The organism is Reyranella soli (genome assembly GCF_007992495.1).
In the GTDB taxonomy this organism is placed as follows: domain Bacteria; phylum Pseudomonadota; class Alphaproteobacteria; order Reyranellales; family Reyranellaceae; genus Reyranella; species Reyranella soli.
In genome coordinates this window covers 1-18,818 of the sequence record NZ_BKAJ01000195.1, presented here as the reverse complement: position 1 = coordinate 18,818, position 18,818 = coordinate 1, and the positions used below count along the sequence as shown (strand labels likewise).

At 60.3% G+C, this 18,818-nt stretch carries 8 protein-coding genes and 1 pseudogene; 8 read left to right on the top strand and 1 reads right to left on the bottom strand.

All coding sequences use genetic code 11. The features are described 5' to 3' along the window. On the bottom strand, positions 1-3,490 hold a 3,490-nt coding region (locus RSO01_RS40795; protein ID WP_170303741.1), incomplete at its 3' end, for a cadherin-like domain-containing protein. Between the two features lie 739 nt (positions 3,491-4,229). Between RSO01_RS40795 and RSO01_RS40790 the strand changes: the two genes are divergently transcribed. The 8 genes and pseudogenes from RSO01_RS40790 (at position 4,230) to RSO01_RS40755 (ending at position 18,630) form a co-directional block, all read left to right on the top strand. Then, positions 4,230-6,860 carry an SIR2 family protein gene (locus tag RSO01_RS40790; RefSeq protein ID WP_147156342.1) on the top strand — a complete coding sequence of 877 codons (2,631 nt, stop codon included), beginning with the start codon at positions 4,230-4,232 and terminating at the stop codon, positions 6,858-6,860. Positions 6,861-6,866: 6 nt separating this feature from the next. Continuing rightward, positions 6,867-7,221, top strand: a pseudogene (locus RSO01_RS49255) (IS66 family transposase); the annotation flags it as partial. A gap of 580 nt (positions 7,222-7,801) precedes the next feature. Beyond that, complete coding sequence (locus RSO01_RS40780; protein ID WP_147156340.1) at positions 7,802-8,296, top strand: DUF4440 domain-containing protein; 495 nt, start codon at positions 7,802-7,804, stop codon at positions 8,294-8,296. A 212-nt stretch (positions 8,297-8,508) separates the two neighbouring features. Continuing rightward, on the top strand, positions 8,509-16,002 hold the full coding sequence (locus tag RSO01_RS40775; RefSeq protein ID WP_147156339.1) for an FG-GAP-like repeat-containing protein: 7,494 nt from the start codon (positions 8,509-8,511) through the stop codon (positions 16,000-16,002). A 383-nt stretch (positions 16,003-16,385) separates the two neighbouring features. After that, on the top strand, positions 16,386-16,532 hold the full coding sequence (locus RSO01_RS40770) for an IS110 family transposase (protein WP_147156338.1): 147 nt from the start codon (positions 16,386-16,388) through the stop codon (positions 16,530-16,532). Beyond that, a complete protein-coding gene (locus RSO01_RS40765) occupies positions 16,522-16,701 on the top strand; it encodes an IS110 family transposase (RefSeq protein WP_147156337.1) in 180 nt (59 codons plus the stop codon). Before RSO01_RS40770 ends, RSO01_RS40765 begins: the two co-directional genes overlap by 11 nt. 81 nt (positions 16,702-16,782) lie before the next feature. Then, a complete protein-coding gene (locus tag RSO01_RS40760) occupies positions 16,783-17,400 on the top strand; it encodes a transposase (RefSeq protein ID WP_170303740.1) in 618 nt (205 codons plus the stop codon). A gap of 171 nt (positions 17,401-17,571) precedes the next feature. Beyond that, complete coding sequence (locus RSO01_RS40755; protein ID WP_170303739.1) at positions 17,572-18,630, top strand: serine hydrolase domain-containing protein; 1,059 nt, start codon at positions 17,572-17,574, stop codon at positions 18,628-18,630. The last annotated feature ends 188 nt before the right edge of the window (positions 18,631-18,818 follow it).

The window sequence follows — 18,818 nt, the reverse complement described above, 5'->3', positions numbered from 1 at the left end:
TCAGTGAGAAGGTGAACGTCTCGCCGACATCCGGATCGCTTGCCGACAGCGACCCCACAATCGTTCCGGTCGGCGAGTTCTCCGCGACGGCACTGGGTGTCAGGGCAATGTCGGTCGGGTTGGTATTGAGGGGCACTCCGACATCGACATTGACGCTGGCCTGGCTGATGCCGCCCAGCCCGTCAGAGATTTGGTAGACGAAGGAGGCGGGGCCAATGTAGGCGGCGTCCGGGATGAAGGTGATCTTCTGGCTGAGTGGATCGAAGTTTACGTTGCCGTTTGTCGCCGCGCCGACGCCCGTGACCGAAAGCGAATTGCCGTCCGCGTCCGTGTCATTGGCGAGCAGGTCGGCCGCCGCAATCACTACAGACTGGCTCATCGTGGTGCTGGCCGTGTCGTCTACGGCTATGGGGACACGATTGCCGGGAATTTCAATTCCGCCCTCGGTATCTTCGGTCGATGCGTGGAAGCCACTGATGAACAGGCCCGAATCGAATCTCGTATCCGTGGTGTCCGCTATCGCAATCTTGACTGTATTCCGGCCCTGTACAACCGGTGCGGTTATGGAGAGCTCGACACTAACCCCGTCATACTCAATTGGGAGCAAGCCATTGTTGTTGAAGAAGAGTCCGCTATCTACGTTAGTTCGCAACACGCTCAAGGGTTTGCTTACGTCTCCGTCAAACAAGGCGTAGTTGACCCCATTCACCAGGACCGCGGCGATATCGACGATGTTACCCGCATATTCTGGATACTCGTCAGACCCGAAGACGATATCCAGGCTGATGCTCTTTGTAGCAATGTCACCGACGTCAAAAGAGAACTGCAGGTAGGCGGCATCATAGGTGATTGAGTTGGTGAATCCCGCAGCGTCCAGAATGGAGGACAGTTCGGTGTCACCAGCTCCGCCGAGACCAAGTGTATAGCTCGGTGAGGTGTTCACTTGCGGTGGGGTTCCGTCTCCCGAGGTCAGGAGAACGCCGCTTCCAATCGCAAGGGAGGCTAAGCTCCCGTCATAATAGGAGACTTGCCTATCCGCCCCGACGAACTCGGCGCTGACAACTGTAACTCCTGTAACGCTTGCCGACATCGCATTTACAAGATCAACGGCCGTGTTGGAGCTCGAGTTGTAAGGCGCAAATGCGGAGGGGGGCTCCGCGACAGGATCGACGGCAATATTGACGCTGGCTTGGCTGAAACCTCCCTTGCCATCAGTGATGGTGTAGGTGAAGGATGCAGGCCCGGAGTAGCCCGGGTTGGGGCCGAATGTGATTTGCTGAGCCGAAGTGTTGAAGCTCACTCCCCCGTTTGTGGCGCCGCCTACACTCGTGATCGACAGCGGGTCGCCGTCTGCGTCACCGTCATTTGAAAGCAGGTCGGCTACCGCGATTACGACAGACTGACCTGCTGTGGTACTTGCCGTATCGTCTACAGCGACCGGAACGATATTGCCGGGCACACTTACGCTGACGTCGACGCTGGCTAGACCAATGCCGCCCTTGCCATCCGAGATCGTGTAGAAGAAGGACGCAGGGCCGGCGTAACCCGCGGTCGGCGTGAAGGTAACCTCCTGCGTGGCCGGGTTGAAGTCGACCGTACCATTCGTGCCCGAACCGACGCCGTTGATTGAAAGTTCGTCGCCGTCTGCGTCCGTATCGTTCGAGAGCAAATGAGACGCGGCGATGACAACAGGTTGGTCGACCGTCGTGCTTGCCGTGTCGTGCACGCCAACAGGGTTGGTATTGGCGGGCGCACTGACGTTGATGGTGACCGTGGCCTGGCTGCTGCCTCCTTTGCCGTCCGAAATCCCGTAGACGAAGGAGGCGGGGCCAACGTAGCCGGCGGTCGGCGTAAACGTAACCTCCTGCTTGGCAGCGTCGAAGGCGACAGTGCCATTTGTGGCTCCCTCGACCCCGGTGATCGAAAGGACGTCGCCGTCCAGGTCCGTGTCGTTCGACAGAAGGTACGCTGCGGAGATGACCACGACCTGGGTCGACAGCATGGCCAGCGAATCGTTTGCACCAACTGGACTGGTGTTGGGGGCACCGACATTGACGTTGACGCTGGCTTGGCTGATGCCGCCTTTTCCGTCCGAGATCTCGTAAAGGAAGGAGGCAGGGCCGCTGTAACCTTCATTCGGCGTGAAAGTGACTTCCTGGGCCACCGGGTCGAAGTCGGCAGTGCCATTAATTGCGCCGCCGACGCCGATGATCGAGAGCGTGTCACCGTCCGCGTCCGTATCGTTGGAAAGCAGATCGGTAGCTGCGATTGTCAGAACTTCGCCAAAAGAAGCGACGGCAGCATCGTCCGCGGCGTGAGGGGCCGCGTTGAGCTCCGCCGTTCCGCCAAGCTGCACTCGCGCGTCCGCGAGGAGGAGCTGCAACGCCGTTCCAGTGTATTGTGAGACGATGGATCCGATATCGATTTGTCCATCGCCTACCGAGTGGAGGTCGTTGGAGATGGTTCCTTGCGCAAGAAACTGTACGGCCGCGATGTTGGTGACCAAGTCACTGCCAAACGACGAAGCCAGGGCTTGGTCTATCGCGCCGTTGAGTGCCGAAAGAATATCGGCGACACCGCTGATGAGGTCGACTGACACTACTGCATTCAAGTCGCTGGCAACGGCATTTGCCCAAGCCGTTAAAACGTCCTTCTCGGTCAAATTGATTGTCGATCCAGGGTCTCTAGTTGCAAGAATATGCGCTATGGCCGAGTAAGCAGCGCTCATGACCTCAGTCAACGGAACGTCTGCAAGCGCGGAAAAGAAAGACGAGAGCCCAACGGCTGTGTCGTAAACTTTTACGCCAGCGGCAAATGGCAGCGGAGTACCATTGAGTGCATCGATGATGGGATCACGCTGAGTAACCTCATAGCGAGGGTCCAGTCCGAATGCGTCGAGTAGAACTGTCTCAGCATTAACGACGCCATTTTGCAGCAAACCTTGAAGCAGGGTCGTCAGTGGTGTGACTGTCGCAGAACCGGCAGGTGCCTCAAGAATGCCAGCGAATGGGAGGCCGGTCTTGGTGTCGATGCCGCCTTGCACAACCAGCGGCCCCAACCATCCGAAAAGACCAAAGTGGCCGTCCTGGTCCGTGGTAGTTGACGGTTCGCCTTCGTCTGGGAAGTTATCTTGATCGAAGTCGGCAAAGACTGTAGCGCCGGCCAAGTAGTCCTTCGCAACAGTGCCAATCGCGGGCGGTGGCGTGTAGGGAGTATACCCGGGTTCCGTTACCGGATCGGCATAGGATGCGTAAGTTGGTTCGAGAAGCCTACTCTGGAACAAATTGTTTAGAGTAACGGCGATTGCTTGTTTAAAGCTCGGAAGTTCGGGTAATTCGGGTACTTGGGAAAGGTCAAAACCTGGATTGTTAAGGTTGCTTTCAAGTAGCAAAAGCGCCCTTTCAGTCTCCGACAGTGCTTGCCACAAATTTCGAAGATTTGCGCCCGTTGGACTTTCAGCAAGAGCTAAACCAGCGTCAATGTAATCCATAGCCGCTAGCAGCATTTTATTAGTCAAAGCCCAAGTGACTACGATCTGTCGAATTTCGTCCGTTAGATATCCGGGCGAATTGCGACCAACGAACGCAAAAAAGTTCTCAACAATCCTTTCGATAACTCTATCGCTATTCATAGATTCCCCCCGTTACGGTTGCCCCGACATAGCGGCGGCTTATGGTTATTTGTTCATTCAACCAGAGGCAGAGCGCCGAAATGAGCCAAGTACTACCGGAAGTGGCTGTCGCCACCGTGTAACGAAAGCAGAAGACAATAGTGCGGTCTAGCTAGCCTAGATTGGGTACCCCTAAAGGTTGCTTTGGCTTTTTATTTTCCCCATGACGGCGTGACCTCAGGCCCATGGGTTTAGCCGGCCGAAGGGGAGCCCGTTCGCCGGTTCGACCAATCAGATCCGGTGACGCAATAGTCAGGGGGCGACGTTGGCATATTGTGCACGGCGTCGACCGGCCCAACATCGGCTTTATGAGACTTCGAGTACCAAAGCCTCATCGCGCCCGGGTTCTTTCCGATCTGCTAGCGCTTCGCATCGCCGGCAAGGTGATGATCTTCGTGCCGTCTCGACGCCGTCATTTTTGGCGGCTCTCTGGCGCGTCAACGCCATGCAGTCGTATGTGGTAGACGGTGGGGCGAACGATGCGCTGCTGCTTGTTCCGCGACGGCCGGATGAGCCTTGAGCGCTGGGACGGAGAAGGAGTTTGGGTTAGCCTGCCGTAATGCCCGACGCACGATTCACTGACGATCTGGGCGCTATTGGCGCCGGCCCATACGTTTTGCTCGCCGGTGCCGGCCTCTCCCTGTGGCACCCGACGTCTCTGCCGACATGGGCCGAGTTCAATCAGGTCCTGCTCGACGAGGCCAAGGCCTGCGCTGCCCGTGTCGTCCGCACCGAACCGGAAATCGCCCAGGCAATCGCGGCGCTGACGCTCGACAACGTCGGAACGAAGGCGCTTTCTAACGCGCTCGTGGAAATCCTGTCGGGTGACTCGTATTTCGATGTGTTGCGTGCGCTCGACAGTTCGCAGCCCAACGGGGCTCACCGCGCCGTGGCGCGACTCGCACGATCGGGCTTTATTTCGGCAATCGTCACGACCAATTTCGATACGTTAATTGAACGCGCGCTGGGCGACGAGAAGATCGCGGTCAAGGTTTACTCAAGGCCATACGACTATCGTGAAAAGCGTCGTGGCTATACAGTTTTCAAGATCCACGGTTCTGCCGATGCAGACGCCACGCTGATCGACACTGTCGGCCAGAAATTGCGAGGATTGCCGCCCTACGTTCGAGTCAGACTAAATCGGCTGTTCAGGAAGCATTCCGTGGTCGTCCTGGGCTTCTCGGGCGGCGATCTGGAGTTTGGCGCCGACTATCTTGCGATGCGCGGCATTCCGGTGGGCGCCGACCGGATCCGATGGTTGGTTCGCCCCGAGGACAAGGACAAGATCGATCAGCGGGTTAAGGCCCTGGTGGCCGAGCGCGGCGTATTCGTACTGTCGCAGCAGGCCCAGGCTCTAGAAGCGATGGGCGCCGGCCCGGTCTCCCTGGAATGGGATACCGAATCGCGGCGCGCCCGGCTGGACGATCTGCGCACTCAGGCCAGGGCCCTATACGCCAGACAGGGCAATCTCAACACACTGGCGTTCTGCATGCGACTGTTGTCGGCGGCGGGCCAAACGGCAATAGCCGGCAGGATCTGGCAATGGTTGGGAAGGGCGATCGACCGCCGCAAACGTCAATCCGTCCCGGTCCTAGGACCGGCGATGCGGGCTCTCGCCGCCGAGGGACATCGGCTGTTCGGTGTCCAGGCACAGGAAGAGTGGGCCTGTCGGCAGTTGAAAGATCTCGGCCGTCGGCGGACCGGCGTGGCCCCTGACCACGACGATAAAGCGTTGACCCGCGACGTTCGCGCCGAAGCACTGGCTTCTCATGCGTTGGGCGATTCGATGGTGCGCAGGGGAAGGTTCGCGGATGCCGGAATCGCCATGGAGAGAGCGATGGTGTGCTGTGAGTACCTCGGCGACATAACGTTGCTGCCAAGCGTGTACAGACTGTACGGCTGGCGCGAGGCCGTGCAATTGGGTCAATTCGTGGAATCGGGAACGCGCCTCAAGGATTTGAACGACGAAGGGCTGAAGGACCTGATCGCATCGGAGGATCTCGCGTTCGTCTACCTGACGGCGGCGGAGGCATCCGGACTTGTGTCGGGCGATATCGACGCGATGGACAGCGCATGGATCCGGGCCGATCTGCTCGTCAAGCTCGGAGAGTATGATGCCGCCTTGCTGTGCCTCGAGCGGCTGGAGGATCGCATGGGTCTGGGCCTGCATCGGGAAACCCAGGTCCGCATCGAGGCCCTGCGCGGAGAGATAGCCGTACGAAAGGGCCGGATCGGTCAGGCGATGGGGATATGGAATGCCTGCCTTGCCGGGGCTGCACACGGAAACCCGCTGCTCGAGGCCTATGTGAAGCACAACATCATCGGCCACATCGGATTTGTCCCTGAATGGCGGAGCACGGTGCTAACCCTTTGCGACGAGATTCTGAGCGCCATGGAACGCGGCAAGCTCCCGCGTGATGCCCGGATCGACCTTGTCGACACGGAGGCATATTTCAACACCGTGAAGCAGAATCTCACGACGCGTGGCTCCCGGCCGATCAGTCCGGGCTTCATGCAGAGGCTGGATTTACATGACACGGATCAGGAATTCCAGCGCAGGCCTGACCACTACGTGCGCCAGGAAATGATCAATTATGAGTTCCAGGGCAACGCCGCCGCTGTCCTGGTGCTACTGGACGCGCTCGTTATGTGGCAATATTCAGCGGGACGCGGGGGGCGAGCCCTCGATGCCGCGACGGCACATGTGCACCGCGCGCGTCAAGATGGCGACGAAGATCAGCAGTTCGCAGCCGATGCCAACCTCGCTTCGATCCGCTGCTGGTTAGGCGACGCGGCCGACGCGCCGCGGTGGTACGCCGAAGCGGAAAAGCAGCATAAGGATGCGCCTGAGGTGGTGCGAAACGGCCTGAAGTGTCGCCTTCCACACGCGTTGTGGAGGAAGGCTCGTTTTATGGCCAATACCAGAAATCCGCGCAACTTTGAGCTGGACCTCGATGACGCACTTGCCATGAGGTTGGTGCTGCCGCCCACCGGTGACGAACGCGAGAAGGCCGCCATCCGGCTGTTCGGCCAGAACAACTTCGTTATGGGGCGCGTGCTTGCCCTTGAAGCCATCGCGGCCTTCGATGAGGAGGGAGATCCCGGCGGGTTCGTGCGGTGTCGTGATCTGTTGCAGTCGATGGGTCGCCGCGATCGTCGTTCTGGCACTCATCCTCTGATTCTTTGCTAGGGCTGTGCCTGCCAGACTATCAAGCAGCCGCCAGCGCCATTCCATGCGCCGCCGCGCAGCTGCATCGATCCACGGTTCTGGCGACGATCCTGTTCGAGAAGTGCGGCCAGCATCAGCCGATCAACCGCCAGGCCACGGCGGCCAGGGCGTGCCGCTCAGCCTGTCGACCTTGTGGCGCTGCGGCCCATGCATGAGCGGCTCTGGCTCACGTGCTGGCTGCTGAACGGCTGCACGGGTTGACACGACCATACCGGTGCTAGCCAGAGGCAAGCCCGTGACGGGGCGATACGACGACCGGCCGTTCGGCGGCCGCGCCCCGCCCGGCGGCGCTGTGTTCTGCTACTCGCGCGAGCCGTTCGGGCGAGCATTCGTTGACGGACGAGATCCGACCGATCCTGAAAGCGGCCTGCTGGCGCATGCCGTCAACCGGCTCGACGAGCGGCTGCCCTGGAACTGGGCATCTCGTCAGGCCCTTGCCGACGCGGCTTAACCAGGCGCAGGGTGTTACAGCAGTCCGTCAGAAAGGCAGTTGATGGAGCATGGAGTTTGGACCTTCCGTTTCGGAAGAGGTGGACGTGCCCGGCATGAGACCGTTTGAACTTCTCAAGGAACACTGACTGTCTGCCGGAAGGCGAGATCGCTGCGAAGTTCCTGGCGGCGGTGGCGCAGCTGGGGGGCGACCACGTGTCGATGGACGGCGCGCTTTGTGAAGGCACCGGCGTTGATCAAGAGCTTCCGTGGTAGGGATGTCGGCAAAATCAATGCGGCCGGCCCGGACGCAGCTGTCACTTCAGCTTGCAGCCTCATCTCACGAACTGCGTGTGATTATAGTGGAAAGCAATTGCAACGTATGGTAACATCATAGCGAATAAACTCAGCTCCACCTTCAAGGCCCCTTTGCATGCTTTAGCCTCACCAGGCTATTTCAAAGGAGAGCGACCATGCGGAGAAGGGCGGTTTGCGCTCTTGGGTTGCCGAGCATTTTTGTTGCCGCATCAGTCTACGCCCAGGCGGCACCCAAAAAGGACAATGTGAGTAGCGACCTTGATGCTAGGGCTCAGCAAGCACTAGTCGACTTGAATAAGCAGTTTGCCGTCGAAGAGCAGCAGGGCGATGAAGAGAAGTGGAAGGACGTTGCGAGAAAGTTCTTTGAAGATCATCTCTCGGAGCACCTCCTTTTCCGCCGTGCCAACGGCCAAGTAGTTGGAAAAAGTGAATTTCTTAATGGCTTGATGAACAATCCCTTCGACCGGCGTGTGGCCGAAGGCATTTCAGTTAGCCTGCAAGGCAATCGAGCCTTGGTCACGTTGGTTATCGAGGCTACGCGCAAAGACGACAAATCAACCCATCGATATCGCAACATCCGCATGTTCTCACGCGCGAGCGATCAATGGATTGTGGAATTCTGGTACAACTACGAAATTACAGGCATCTAGCCGTGGTATGTTGAATCGCGAACGAGCAGTGCAGGCAGCAGCACTGTCCTGGCAAGCCCTCGAGGGACTGTCGCAATTGCGCGCCCCAGGGCGCCGCGGATGCATCGCTGCCTTTGCGGCCGCCCAGTTGCAATAGCGCTTTCTCTCCAACTGGTCATTGTATTTTCGGCCGTTGCACGGCCTCGCAGTAGTCCATTAGAGCGGGGGTTCATATGCGGTTCACAGGCCAAGCCTTCCCGAGGCTCTTCCTCCTGTTCGCACTGCTTGTGGCTTCCGGCGGCACGGCTCTGTCGGAGGTGACCGACGCGGGAACATACTGGACTTCAGTCGAAGTCGATGTGCCTTCGTTCCATGAAATTACTCCAGTTATCCGCCTCGACTACGACTCGAACGCAGGCGATGGGCCGCTCGGTATCGGATGGTCGCTTAGCGTCGGATCGCAAATTACGCGAACATCAAAGTTCCGGGGCGCGCCGCGCCTCGACGCAAAGGAGAACGATCAACTCTGGCTCGACGGCGTCGAACTCATTCCGTGTGCCGACGCAACCCTTAGCGCGAGTTGTCAAGCCGGTGGCACTCACACCACACGCATCGAGACGTATACGCGGATCGGCCTGGACGAAGCCAGCAATACCTGGACCCTCTGGAGGCCGAACGGCACTAGACTCATCCTATCGCCGAAGAGGGGCAACACGGCCTCGCCGGAGAGCACGCTCCGATGGCTGCTTACCGAGGTCATCGACACCCACGAAAACCGCGTCCGCTACGACTGGATCTGCGGCTTCACCAATACCTGCTACCTCAGCGATGTTGCCTACGGCGAGGGCAAGATCTGTACTCCGATCCCGTCCAGGGGCCCGGACGACCCGGGCATGCCGGTCGGCGCGCCTATGCCCGGCGCGAACGTCCACTTTTTCTGGGAGGGGCGACCTGATCCGGTGAGCATCGCCATAGGGGGCAACCCCGAGGCTAACCTCCCGCTCGAGGAGACCATCTGGCGCCTTCGCGCCATCGCAGTCTCCGAGGGCGGTCAGCTCGTTAACGTCCACCAGATCAACTACCTGCCTGAGCTGCCGGGCGCGCTCGGGTACAAGCACTCCCGGTCGTCGGTCGCGTCAATCCAAGTGTACGGAAGCGACACTGTACTCGATGCCGGGGGCAACGTCCTCTCAGGAACGGCGTCCCCCGAGCGCCGGTTCGAGGCACCCTCCCACTTGGGCGTCCCCCTCTCCAGCTTCATGAACATCGTGGCCGGCAACGACCAGTTCTTACCCACGGAGCGGGCCCCTCCGCCCTCGACCCTGCCCGCTATCTACAGCAGTGACTACATGGAGAGCGCCCCCGGCATTGTGAGCGTCACCGGCACTGAACGCAATTTCATGCCACGGCTGCCGTCACCCCGGGTCATCGTGCGCACCCATCAGCCAGGCCAGCCATTCGCAATCGAGACGTCCAGTCAACAAAGCATTACGCTGGGGGACTTAGACGGTGATCGCAAGCTCGACGTCTTGCATTGGAGCACGAGCGGCACCTGCGACCAAATCTCGACACGGACAGTTATGGGAGCCGGCGGCGGGCCTTCGCCCCGGCAGGACCAGGTCGTGCCACAGGCAAACCTCTGCGCAACGAGAAGCTTTGCCGCGGATCTCGACGGGGACGGTAGATCGGACTTGGTGTTCCTCCGCTACCGGCGAACTGACCCCTTAAACAGTGGCAACCCCGCCAAGGCGGAAATCATATCGGCGCTGTCCAACGGCAACGGAACGTTCACGTACTCTGACCCGATAGACCCGATAGAGCTGTGGACCAGTCCAACCGAATCCATCGCGCTTCAGAGCCAGTGCGGCGTGGGCGACATCAATGGTGATGGCCGCGCTGACTTTGTGTGTACAGTCAAAGGCACAGGAGGGTGGGTTGTGGTGGTTGCCGTATCCACCGGCTTCGGAAAGTTCGATGTGAAGACAGACTCCGGCACTAACACGTTGACGGACAGGCACACGCTTGTCATTGCCGACGCCAACGGGGACGGCCGATCCGACCTGTTGGTGGTAGACGAGCGCCGTGTGGGGAGCTCATCCCGGCTTGACGTTAAGGTCGGCATCTCGGATGGCAGCGGGTCTTTTGCCTGGACCCCGACCCAACAAACCAACTTGGAACCTGCGGGTTCGGGACAAACGTCTCGTGTGCTGGTCGGTGATTTCAACGCGGATTCGCGCGCGGACCTGCTCCTGGTCATCGCCAACGACAACGGTTCGGGTGGCTCCTTCACGACATTCAGTTCACAAGTCCGCACTACCGATCAGTTCCTGGTGACGCAAAGCGCCGTCAGGGGTGAAATGCCAGCCGTCAGTGTCGCGGACTACACCGGAGATGGGTTGGACGATCTGGTCTTCGCCATTCGCGAGCGTGCTGGTTCGTGTAATTCAACGCTCAACTATGACCACGTATCGATCACCATCGCAGACTCTGACGGTAGCGGGGTGTTCCGAATTCCTTCAACCTTCGAGACCGGCTGCTACACCCCGCTGAACTGGCCCTGGATTGGCAATACCGTCAATGACCCGTTCGCTACCTACGTAAACGGGGACAGGATCGCGGACCTCTTCCAGTGGCTCGACGGCGGAGCGCTAGGTTTCATCTTTTTTGACCTCCCAAGCGACTATCGGAGTCGGGATCTGTCGCGCTGGCGCGCGGTCGACGTGAATGGCGACGGCCGGTTGGACTGGGTCTTTCTCAACTACGCCAACCCGGGGCTGACGGTACTCACGCAGATCAGCCAGCCTGATGGCACCAGGCGCCTGATCCGAGAGGACGTGCCATCTTCGCAAACCGCCCCGCTGCGTCCCGAGTTGGCCACGCCCGAGTCCGCGTCCAACTGGTTCTTGGTCGACGTCGGAGGCGGGCCCGGAGGCGCTCCGGACGGCAAGGTCGACATCGTCCTGATCGACGACGTCTCTCAGCAGATCGTGACGCTGTTATCCAATGGCGATGGAACTTGGAGAAAGATCGTCGACCCATACACGTTCTCGCTCATGAGCGATCTGCGGGGGACCCACGTGGCCACGCCGGGGGGCGATATCTTTAACTGGTACGCCATCGACGTGAACGGCGATGGTAAGACCGATCTAGTCCATATCGCGTTCCGCCAAACGGCGCAGAACGCCGAGGCAAAGATCCATGTCACCACCCTACCCGCGCTCGGCAACGGCCATTGGGGGCCGGCCATACACGGAGACTACAGCTTCAATGGCAATCTTCGCCATCCATCAGTACGCGGCTTTTTTCCGGCAGACGTGGACGGCGACGGCCGAATGGACTTGGTGCGGATTGAGGCGGACCCGTCTCCTCCTGGCCCGTTCGGGAACAACGCCACCGTCTTTACGCTCCTTTCGCGCTCTGATGGGAGCTGGGTCGATCGATACGACCCGGTGGTCCTGCCCAGCCTAGCGGCGCGGAACTGGCGGCCGATGGACGTCAACGGGGACGGTCGCACCGACCTCGCTTCCTTCCGATACGGAGCGGCCGGCGAACTCCTCGTCTCCCACATGCTCTCGCTCGGCAATGGGCGCTGGCAGCCCGTCGTGAATTCGCCGGTAACCCCCCGACTTGTAGTCAATGTGTCTGCCAGTCAGGAATTCCGTGTTTCCGATCTAGACGGCGACGGCAAGCAGGACATCGTTCACCTCAGCAAGATCGGGCCCTACCTCGCCACCATGGTCATTTGGAATCGCTATCCGAACTTCGTCCAGACGGTCACCCCAAACGTCGCGCCTTCGTTGACAGACGGTGATACGACGTCCTGGCAGCTTGCTGACTTCGATTCCGATGGTGTTCCAGAGCTGGTGCGAGTGCAGCCGGGCACCCGTGACCTCAACGTGATCACCATCCCGGCCCGGAGCGTTCGTATGACGCGCGCGAGCAACGGCATGGGTGCGAGCGAGGAGATCACGTATGGCACTCTGGTGGAGGTCGATCGCGATATGCCCTTGGGTGCGTTACCCTACGTCGTGAAATCGGTAGGCGTGCGATCTGTCGATGGCGGGGCCTACGACTCGGTAACGCAGTTCAATTACACGCGCGCGACTTGGTCGTATCAGAAGCGACGCTTTCTTGGCTTCCGCCACGTCGAGAGGTCCGACGGCACGCGCATACTCTCGTCTGACCTCGACTTGAGTGACGAATGTGGCGCGCGCCGTACTACTGAGGAGTTGCTCAACAATCAGCGCCGACTGATCGGTCGCACCACGTCAGTGTTCGCGCCAACCGGCTTCATCGTACCTCCCAACGTTACGGCGACCGGAGACACCCACGGCCATTCTCTCTGCCGCATGGACGCCGTCGAGCGCGAGGAGTGGGAGCTTGCCGCCAGGCCTCGCCGAAGCGTGGACCGCCTAGTGTATGACGACTATGGGAACATTCGCGAGTTCGTCCAAGATGGCGATCCGGCTGACTCCAATGACGATCGAAGGTTCACCAAGTCCGTCAACTTCAATATTCGCGACTTCATCGTGGATCGGCCGGCCGTGCAGGAGGTTTACGGGCGTACGGGCGGCCTGTGGAAACTCTTGTCGCAGATCCGCTACGAGTACGATGGCTCGGGCGACTACATGCGCGCCCCGGGGCCAGTGGGAGATATCAGTCGCATCCGTCGCTGGAACGACAAGACGGGTACCTACGTCAACGTAAACTACAAGCGGGACAAGCAAGGCAATCTGCGGGAGGTCACCGGTCCCCCCATCCCCTCCAACAGCGCGGGCGTGACCCGAACTATCGAGTACGACTGTGAACTCGCGCGCTTTCCGGAGAAGATTTGCGACTCGCTTCACTGCGCGGAAATTGCTTGGGAGAAGCGCCTTGGGTTGCCTGCGGCGCGTATCGACGCCAACGGCGGACGGACGACGTTCGCCTACGACGCCCTGAGACGACTGCTTAGGTTAACCCGGCCGGACGGATCCTTCGATGTCTGGCGATGGCCAACACAGGCGCAGTGGAGCACCCCCGCCCAAGCGGTGCGGCACGAGCGTTCGGATGACAGTCCGCGAGACGGCGTGCTTTGGGACCAGACTTTTTTTGATGGCTTGGGTCGCACCGTTCGCGTGGAGCGAGAGGGGGGTGTCATCGAGGAAATCATTGCATATGACGGGGCAAGTGGGAGGGTTCGGCAAGAGGCCGCACCAAGGTTTGCTGCGGATGCCCGCCAGGTAACTACCTACGATTACGACTCGGCCGGCCGGCTCTTCTCCATGAGCCGACCAGATGGCAGCAGCCGACGGGTCCGCTACGAGGTCGCGCAGCGCACGGTTACAGACGAGCTACGGGCCACTACGAGCTACCAGATCGATCCTTTCGGCCGCATCGTTGCAGTTGTGGAGAACCGGCGGGATTGCGTCGCAGAGACCTGCCCTGTTGTGGAGACGGGTGTCACGAGCTACGGGTACGACGCGCTAGATCGCCTCACTGGAATCACCGACGCCCGGAATAATTCTGCCAAACTCGGCTGGGACTCGCTGGGACGCCTAGAGGCTTCCTGCTACCCCGATGGCGGTTGCACTTCCTTCGCGTGGAACGACGACGGCACGCTGGCGAAAGAAGTTCGAGCCGATGAGTCGATGCGGCGCATAAGTTACGATTCCATCGGTCGCCCTGGAGTGCAGGAGTCTTTCGATGCGACGGGGAATAGGACTCGTCGGGTCCAGTGGACCTGGGACATAGACCCGGGAGTGGGCGGTCCGCGCGGAGCCAGCCAGGGACGCATAACCCAGATTGAGGACAACTCCAGCGCTGCACAGCTCCTGTCGACGTACCAGTACGACCCGCTTGGCCGCGTCGACCTGGAAAGCAGCTGCATCGACGGAGTGTGCTATGAGGTCGGGACTCGGTTCGATCGAGCGGGGCGAATCGGGAAGATCACCTATCCAAGCGCAAATGGCCGGTTGGCCCCGTCTTCGCTGACAGTCGCGTATGTCTATGATGATCGCGGTTTGCTTCAGTCTGTGCCCGGCTTCGTCGACAGGTTTGTCCATGATGCCCGCGGCCGGACGACCGAGATCACCTACGCCAATGGCATCGTCGAGTTGCGGCCGCACGATCGCCTGCGCGGCTGGAGCGACGGCGTGAGCGCAAGCCAGGGGAGGACACGGCTCCTCGAGCAGGTCGTACGGCGCGATCTCGCCGGCCGGGTCAGGGAGGAAGGGCTCGAGGACTCGCGAGGGACGCGGCGTGAGGTTTATGGACACGACGACCTGGGGCGCCTGACCATGGTCACGTCGAGCGACCCGGCACGCAACCGCACATTCACGTACGACATCTTGGGCAACCTCGTTCGCCACTCACTGCTCGGCAGCGTGACATACGGCGATACGAGGCATGTGCACGCCTTAACGGAAACGCAGAGCGGGGAGCGCTTTTTCTATGACCGTATTGGGCAACTGCGTGAATCCACTCGGTTTGAGATCAACTGGAGCACCGAGGGACGTCCAGCAACGATCAAGAATTTGGCCACCAAGGAGGTCTCACGGTACGCTTACGACCTCTCCGGTCAGCGGGTGAAAAGCGAGCTCGGTGGGAAGGTTACGCTCTACCCGAACCGACTGGTTCAGATTTATCAGCGCGGCGCCATCATGCCCTGGGTGTGGGCGGAGGGTCGACCCGTAGCCTATCTCGAGAGAGCAAATCCCCACTTCCTCCACGCCGATGCGCTCGGTTCGGTGCGCCTCGTCACCGACCGGACCGGCAGGGTCGAGAACGAGTACGACTATGGTACCTGGGGCGAAGAAGCGCGAGCCACGGGCACGGGAGGGAGCGAGTATCGTTACGCGGGGAGCCGCAGCGACCGTCCGACCGGCCTCGCCTACATGAACGCTCGATACTATGATCCAGTGACGACGCGCTTCATCTCGGCCGACCCGATCATTCCGAATGTCTACGCGCCGCAGACCCTCAACCGCTATGCCTACGCGCTCAACGATCCAGTCAGCTTGACCGATTCTAGCGGCCTTGCAGTCGACTGCACTTATCCCAAGGACAAGGATGGGAACGAGTGGGGAGCCGACTGCTATGAACCGAACCGCCAGCCAGCCCAGCCAAAAGGTGGAACTCCGCCGCCAGACGATGAAACAGTGGCACGAGATTGGCGTGCTAGGGAGCGTGCCCAACTGCGGGAAGACGTGCGGCAAGCGCGGGAGTTGGGGCCACTACGCTCGCAAGCCCCCGCCCCAAGCGCCGACGTTGGACGCGTTCCGTCCGTCGAGGAGGCAGTCGACGAGCGCCTCGGACAGCTGTTGAGGATACAGAACGCCGAACGATCGACTCAATACCTCCAGGAGGTCATCGACACCAAGCTCAACGCGATGCTGACGAGGACGAACGTCCAACTCACCATCGACGAGGCCTTGGGGAGGCAGCTGCGGAACCTCATCTACGAGCAGGAGCGTTTCAGCGTCGGCGCGCTCTTGGAGCACGCGGGCGAGCTACTAGACGACCCCGTGCGGATGGAGCGGTTGAAGCACTATGCAGAGCCCACCCTGTGGAACACCTGGCACATGACCTGGACCACGCGCGAGCTTGTTTACGGTCATCACCCGATCGAGCGGCCTCTTGGAGGGTCGTTCATGTTCCGCGCGCTGCAGGAGCAGCTGCACCTGTACGACGAGGTGATCGACGAAACCAGAGGGAAGGCGCGCGGTCATCAAGAGAAGGGACACTGAGCGGGTGCCCTGCCTGAAGCCAGCGCCAAGAGGAATGAGCAGCGACCCGGAAAGAACTATCACAACATTCGCTTGTTTGTGTGCACCGACGCGAACTGGAAAAGTACTCGCGTGGACGAATGAGCAGCTTGAGTAGCTGTCCCTTGTCCGTGGCGCGATGATCGCGCCCTCGGAGGTCGGGGTACCGCTAGCTAGAACGCTGGTCCAGTGGTGCGACGGCGGGCGGTTACTTCAGGTCACTTGCTTGGACAATGAGCAGAAAACGGAGGATGAGGTAATCGGGTCCGACTTCGTCGGTGTTTGTGACGATAGGTCGATTGTTTTCCAAGCTGCCGTGACGAGGGGTAGTGCCCCTCAGCAGACTGGCTGATTGGAGGACTGACATGAAGCACTTTGCAGGGCTGGACGTGTCATTGAAAGAAACGTCGGTTTGCGTTGTCGATGAAGGACGCAAGGTGGTGAAGGAGGGGAAGGTGGCGTCGGAGGCGGAGGCGATCGCTGCGTTCCTGAAGCAAATAGGTGCCGATTGAGCTGGTTGGCATGGAGACGGGGTCTTTGGCGCCGGCGCTCTATCATGGCCTGGTCGCTCTGGACCTTCTGGTGGTGTGCGTCGATGCTCGGCACATGAAAGGGGTGACGTCGGTGATGCCAGTCAAGACAGACCGCATCGACGCCCGCAACATCGCCTGGGCTATGTAGGCCGGCTGGTACAGGAGGGTTCACGTCAAGAGTTTGGCGACGCACAAATTGCGGATGGTTCTGCGGAGCCGGAAGATTTTGGTGGATCTGCGCCTCGACATCGACAATCACATTCGAGGTGTGTTGAAGGCATTCAATCTCAAGGTCGGCAAGGTTTCTGCAGGACTGTTTGAGAAGCGGGTCCAAGAGCTGGTCGCTGACAAGGCCGATATCGCTGCCGTCATTGAAACACTTTTGCAGGCCCGCGCGGAGCTTGTTCGTCGGGTCGAGGCGCTACATCGGATGGTTCTGTCGCTGACCAAACGCGATCCCGTGTGCCGTCTTTTGATGACCGTGCCGGGGGTTGGTCCGATTACAGCCCTGGCGTTTTGTACGGCGATTGAGGATCCGCGGCGATTTTCCAAATCGGCTTTGGTCGGTGCGTACTTTGGCCTGACGCCATGGAAATACGCATCCGGAAAGATCGACAGTACGGGCCAGGTCAGCAAGTGCGGCGACACGATAGTACGCTCGCTTTTGTTCGAAGCGGCGAATGCGCTGCTGACCCGCGTGCAGAGCTGGAACTGGCTAAAACGCTGGGGGCTCGAGGTGGTGAAGCGCAAACAGCTTGCAGCCGCCGAATTGACAATACGCCTTTCGCGGAGCGCACTGGCGACTTGGCTCCAGATCCTAAGGGGAGACAAATCATGCTGCTATTGAGGAGTGTCGGAACGGCGCTCGCGCTGTTCACGATGGTTCTGAGCGCCACGGTGCGAGCTGAAGCTCCGATCCCGAAGGCGGCCTCGCCGGAGGAGGTCGGGCTGTCGTCCCCGCAATTGGCGCGTATCGAGGCCACGTCGCGGGCGCTCATCGACGCTGGGACGGTGCCTGGTGTGCAGATGCTGGTGGCTCGCAGAGGCAAGATCGCGTGGGCAGGCTACGCTGGGCTACCGCGATGGGGCGGCGCAGGATCCGCTGCCAGCCGATGCAATCTATCGCATCTATTCGATGACCAAGCCTATCACCAGCGCGGTGGCGATGATGCTTGTCGAGGAAGGTCGCCTGCAGATCTTCGACCCGGTGGCGAAGTACCTGCCGGAATTCGGCCAGATGAAGGTCGGTACGGAAAAGCCGAGTGGAGGCGAGGGTAAGCCGACGCTGGAGCTTTCGGCTCCAGCGCGCCCGATGACCATCCAGGACCTGCTGCGCCACACCTCGGGCCTAACTTACGCCGAGTTCGGCAAAGGCATGGTCCATGACCTCTACAAAGAGGCCGCGGTCGGCAGCTACGGCCAGAACAACGCCCAGTTCGCTGCGACCATTGCCAAGATGCCGCTTCGGTTCTCACCGGGCACGCGGTGGGAATATGGTCGCTCGACGGACGTGCTAGGCCGCGTGATCGAGGTGATCGAGGGCAAGCCTCTCGGCGAGGTCCTGGCGGCGCGCGTCTTCAAGCCGCTCGGCATGACCGATACTGAATTCCACCTTCCCGAGAGCAAGCTTAAGCGGGCGGTGTCGCCGAAGATGGCCGGGTACTACGATATGGGCCAGAAGTACGCCTTTGAAGGCGGTGGCGAGGGCCTTACCTCGACGATGGAAGACTACCTGAAGTTCTGCGTGATGCTGCTGGGCAACGGCACGGCGAACGGCAAGCGACTGTTGGGCAGCCAGACCGTGAGCTGGATGACCGCGGATCACCTGGGTACGATACCGGGGTTCTTTCCGGGGCAAGGCTTCGGACTTGGATTCGCCGTGCGCACCCGGTCCGGCGAGGCCGGAATCCCGGGTTCGGTTGGAGAGTATGGCTGGGCGGGTTACGCCGGCACCTTGTTCTGGATCGATCCGAGCAAGGATCTAATCGCCATCTACATGGCGAACATTGCGGGCGAAGTTCGCGGGACACCGCGCAATCAGTTCCGATCCATGCTCAAGGCGGCACTTATCGACTGAGCGCTCCTCAAAGCGAGTCGAATCCGAGCGGCAGGGCTGATCACACGTTAGTCTACCGCTCATCCATATGTTGCCCGGTGCGGTGCGGCCGAAGTGACGCTTGAATTCTTGCCGAAGCCCCCGGACGTGCCGCTTCGAGGGCCGTTTACTCTTCCGGCCCTCCGGCTGTAAGCCTTTGAAATTGCCCA

Excerpts from the sequence above, each read along its gene's own strand:
- RSO01_RS40775 (WP_147156339.1), top strand. The coding sequence starts at position 8,509 with ATGCGGTTCACAGGCCAAGCCTTCCCGAGGCTCTTCCTCCTGTTCGCA.
- RSO01_RS40770 (WP_147156338.1), top strand. The coding sequence starts at position 16,386 with ATGAAGCACTTTGCAGGGCTGGACGTGTCATTGAAAGAAACGTCGGTT.
- RSO01_RS40790 (WP_147156342.1), top strand. The coding sequence starts at position 4,230 with ATGCCCGACGCACGATTCACTGACGATCTGGGCGCTATTGGCGCCGGC.
- RSO01_RS40780 (WP_147156340.1), top strand. The coding sequence starts at position 7,802 with ATGCGGAGAAGGGCGGTTTGCGCTCTTGGGTTGCCGAGCATTTTTGTT.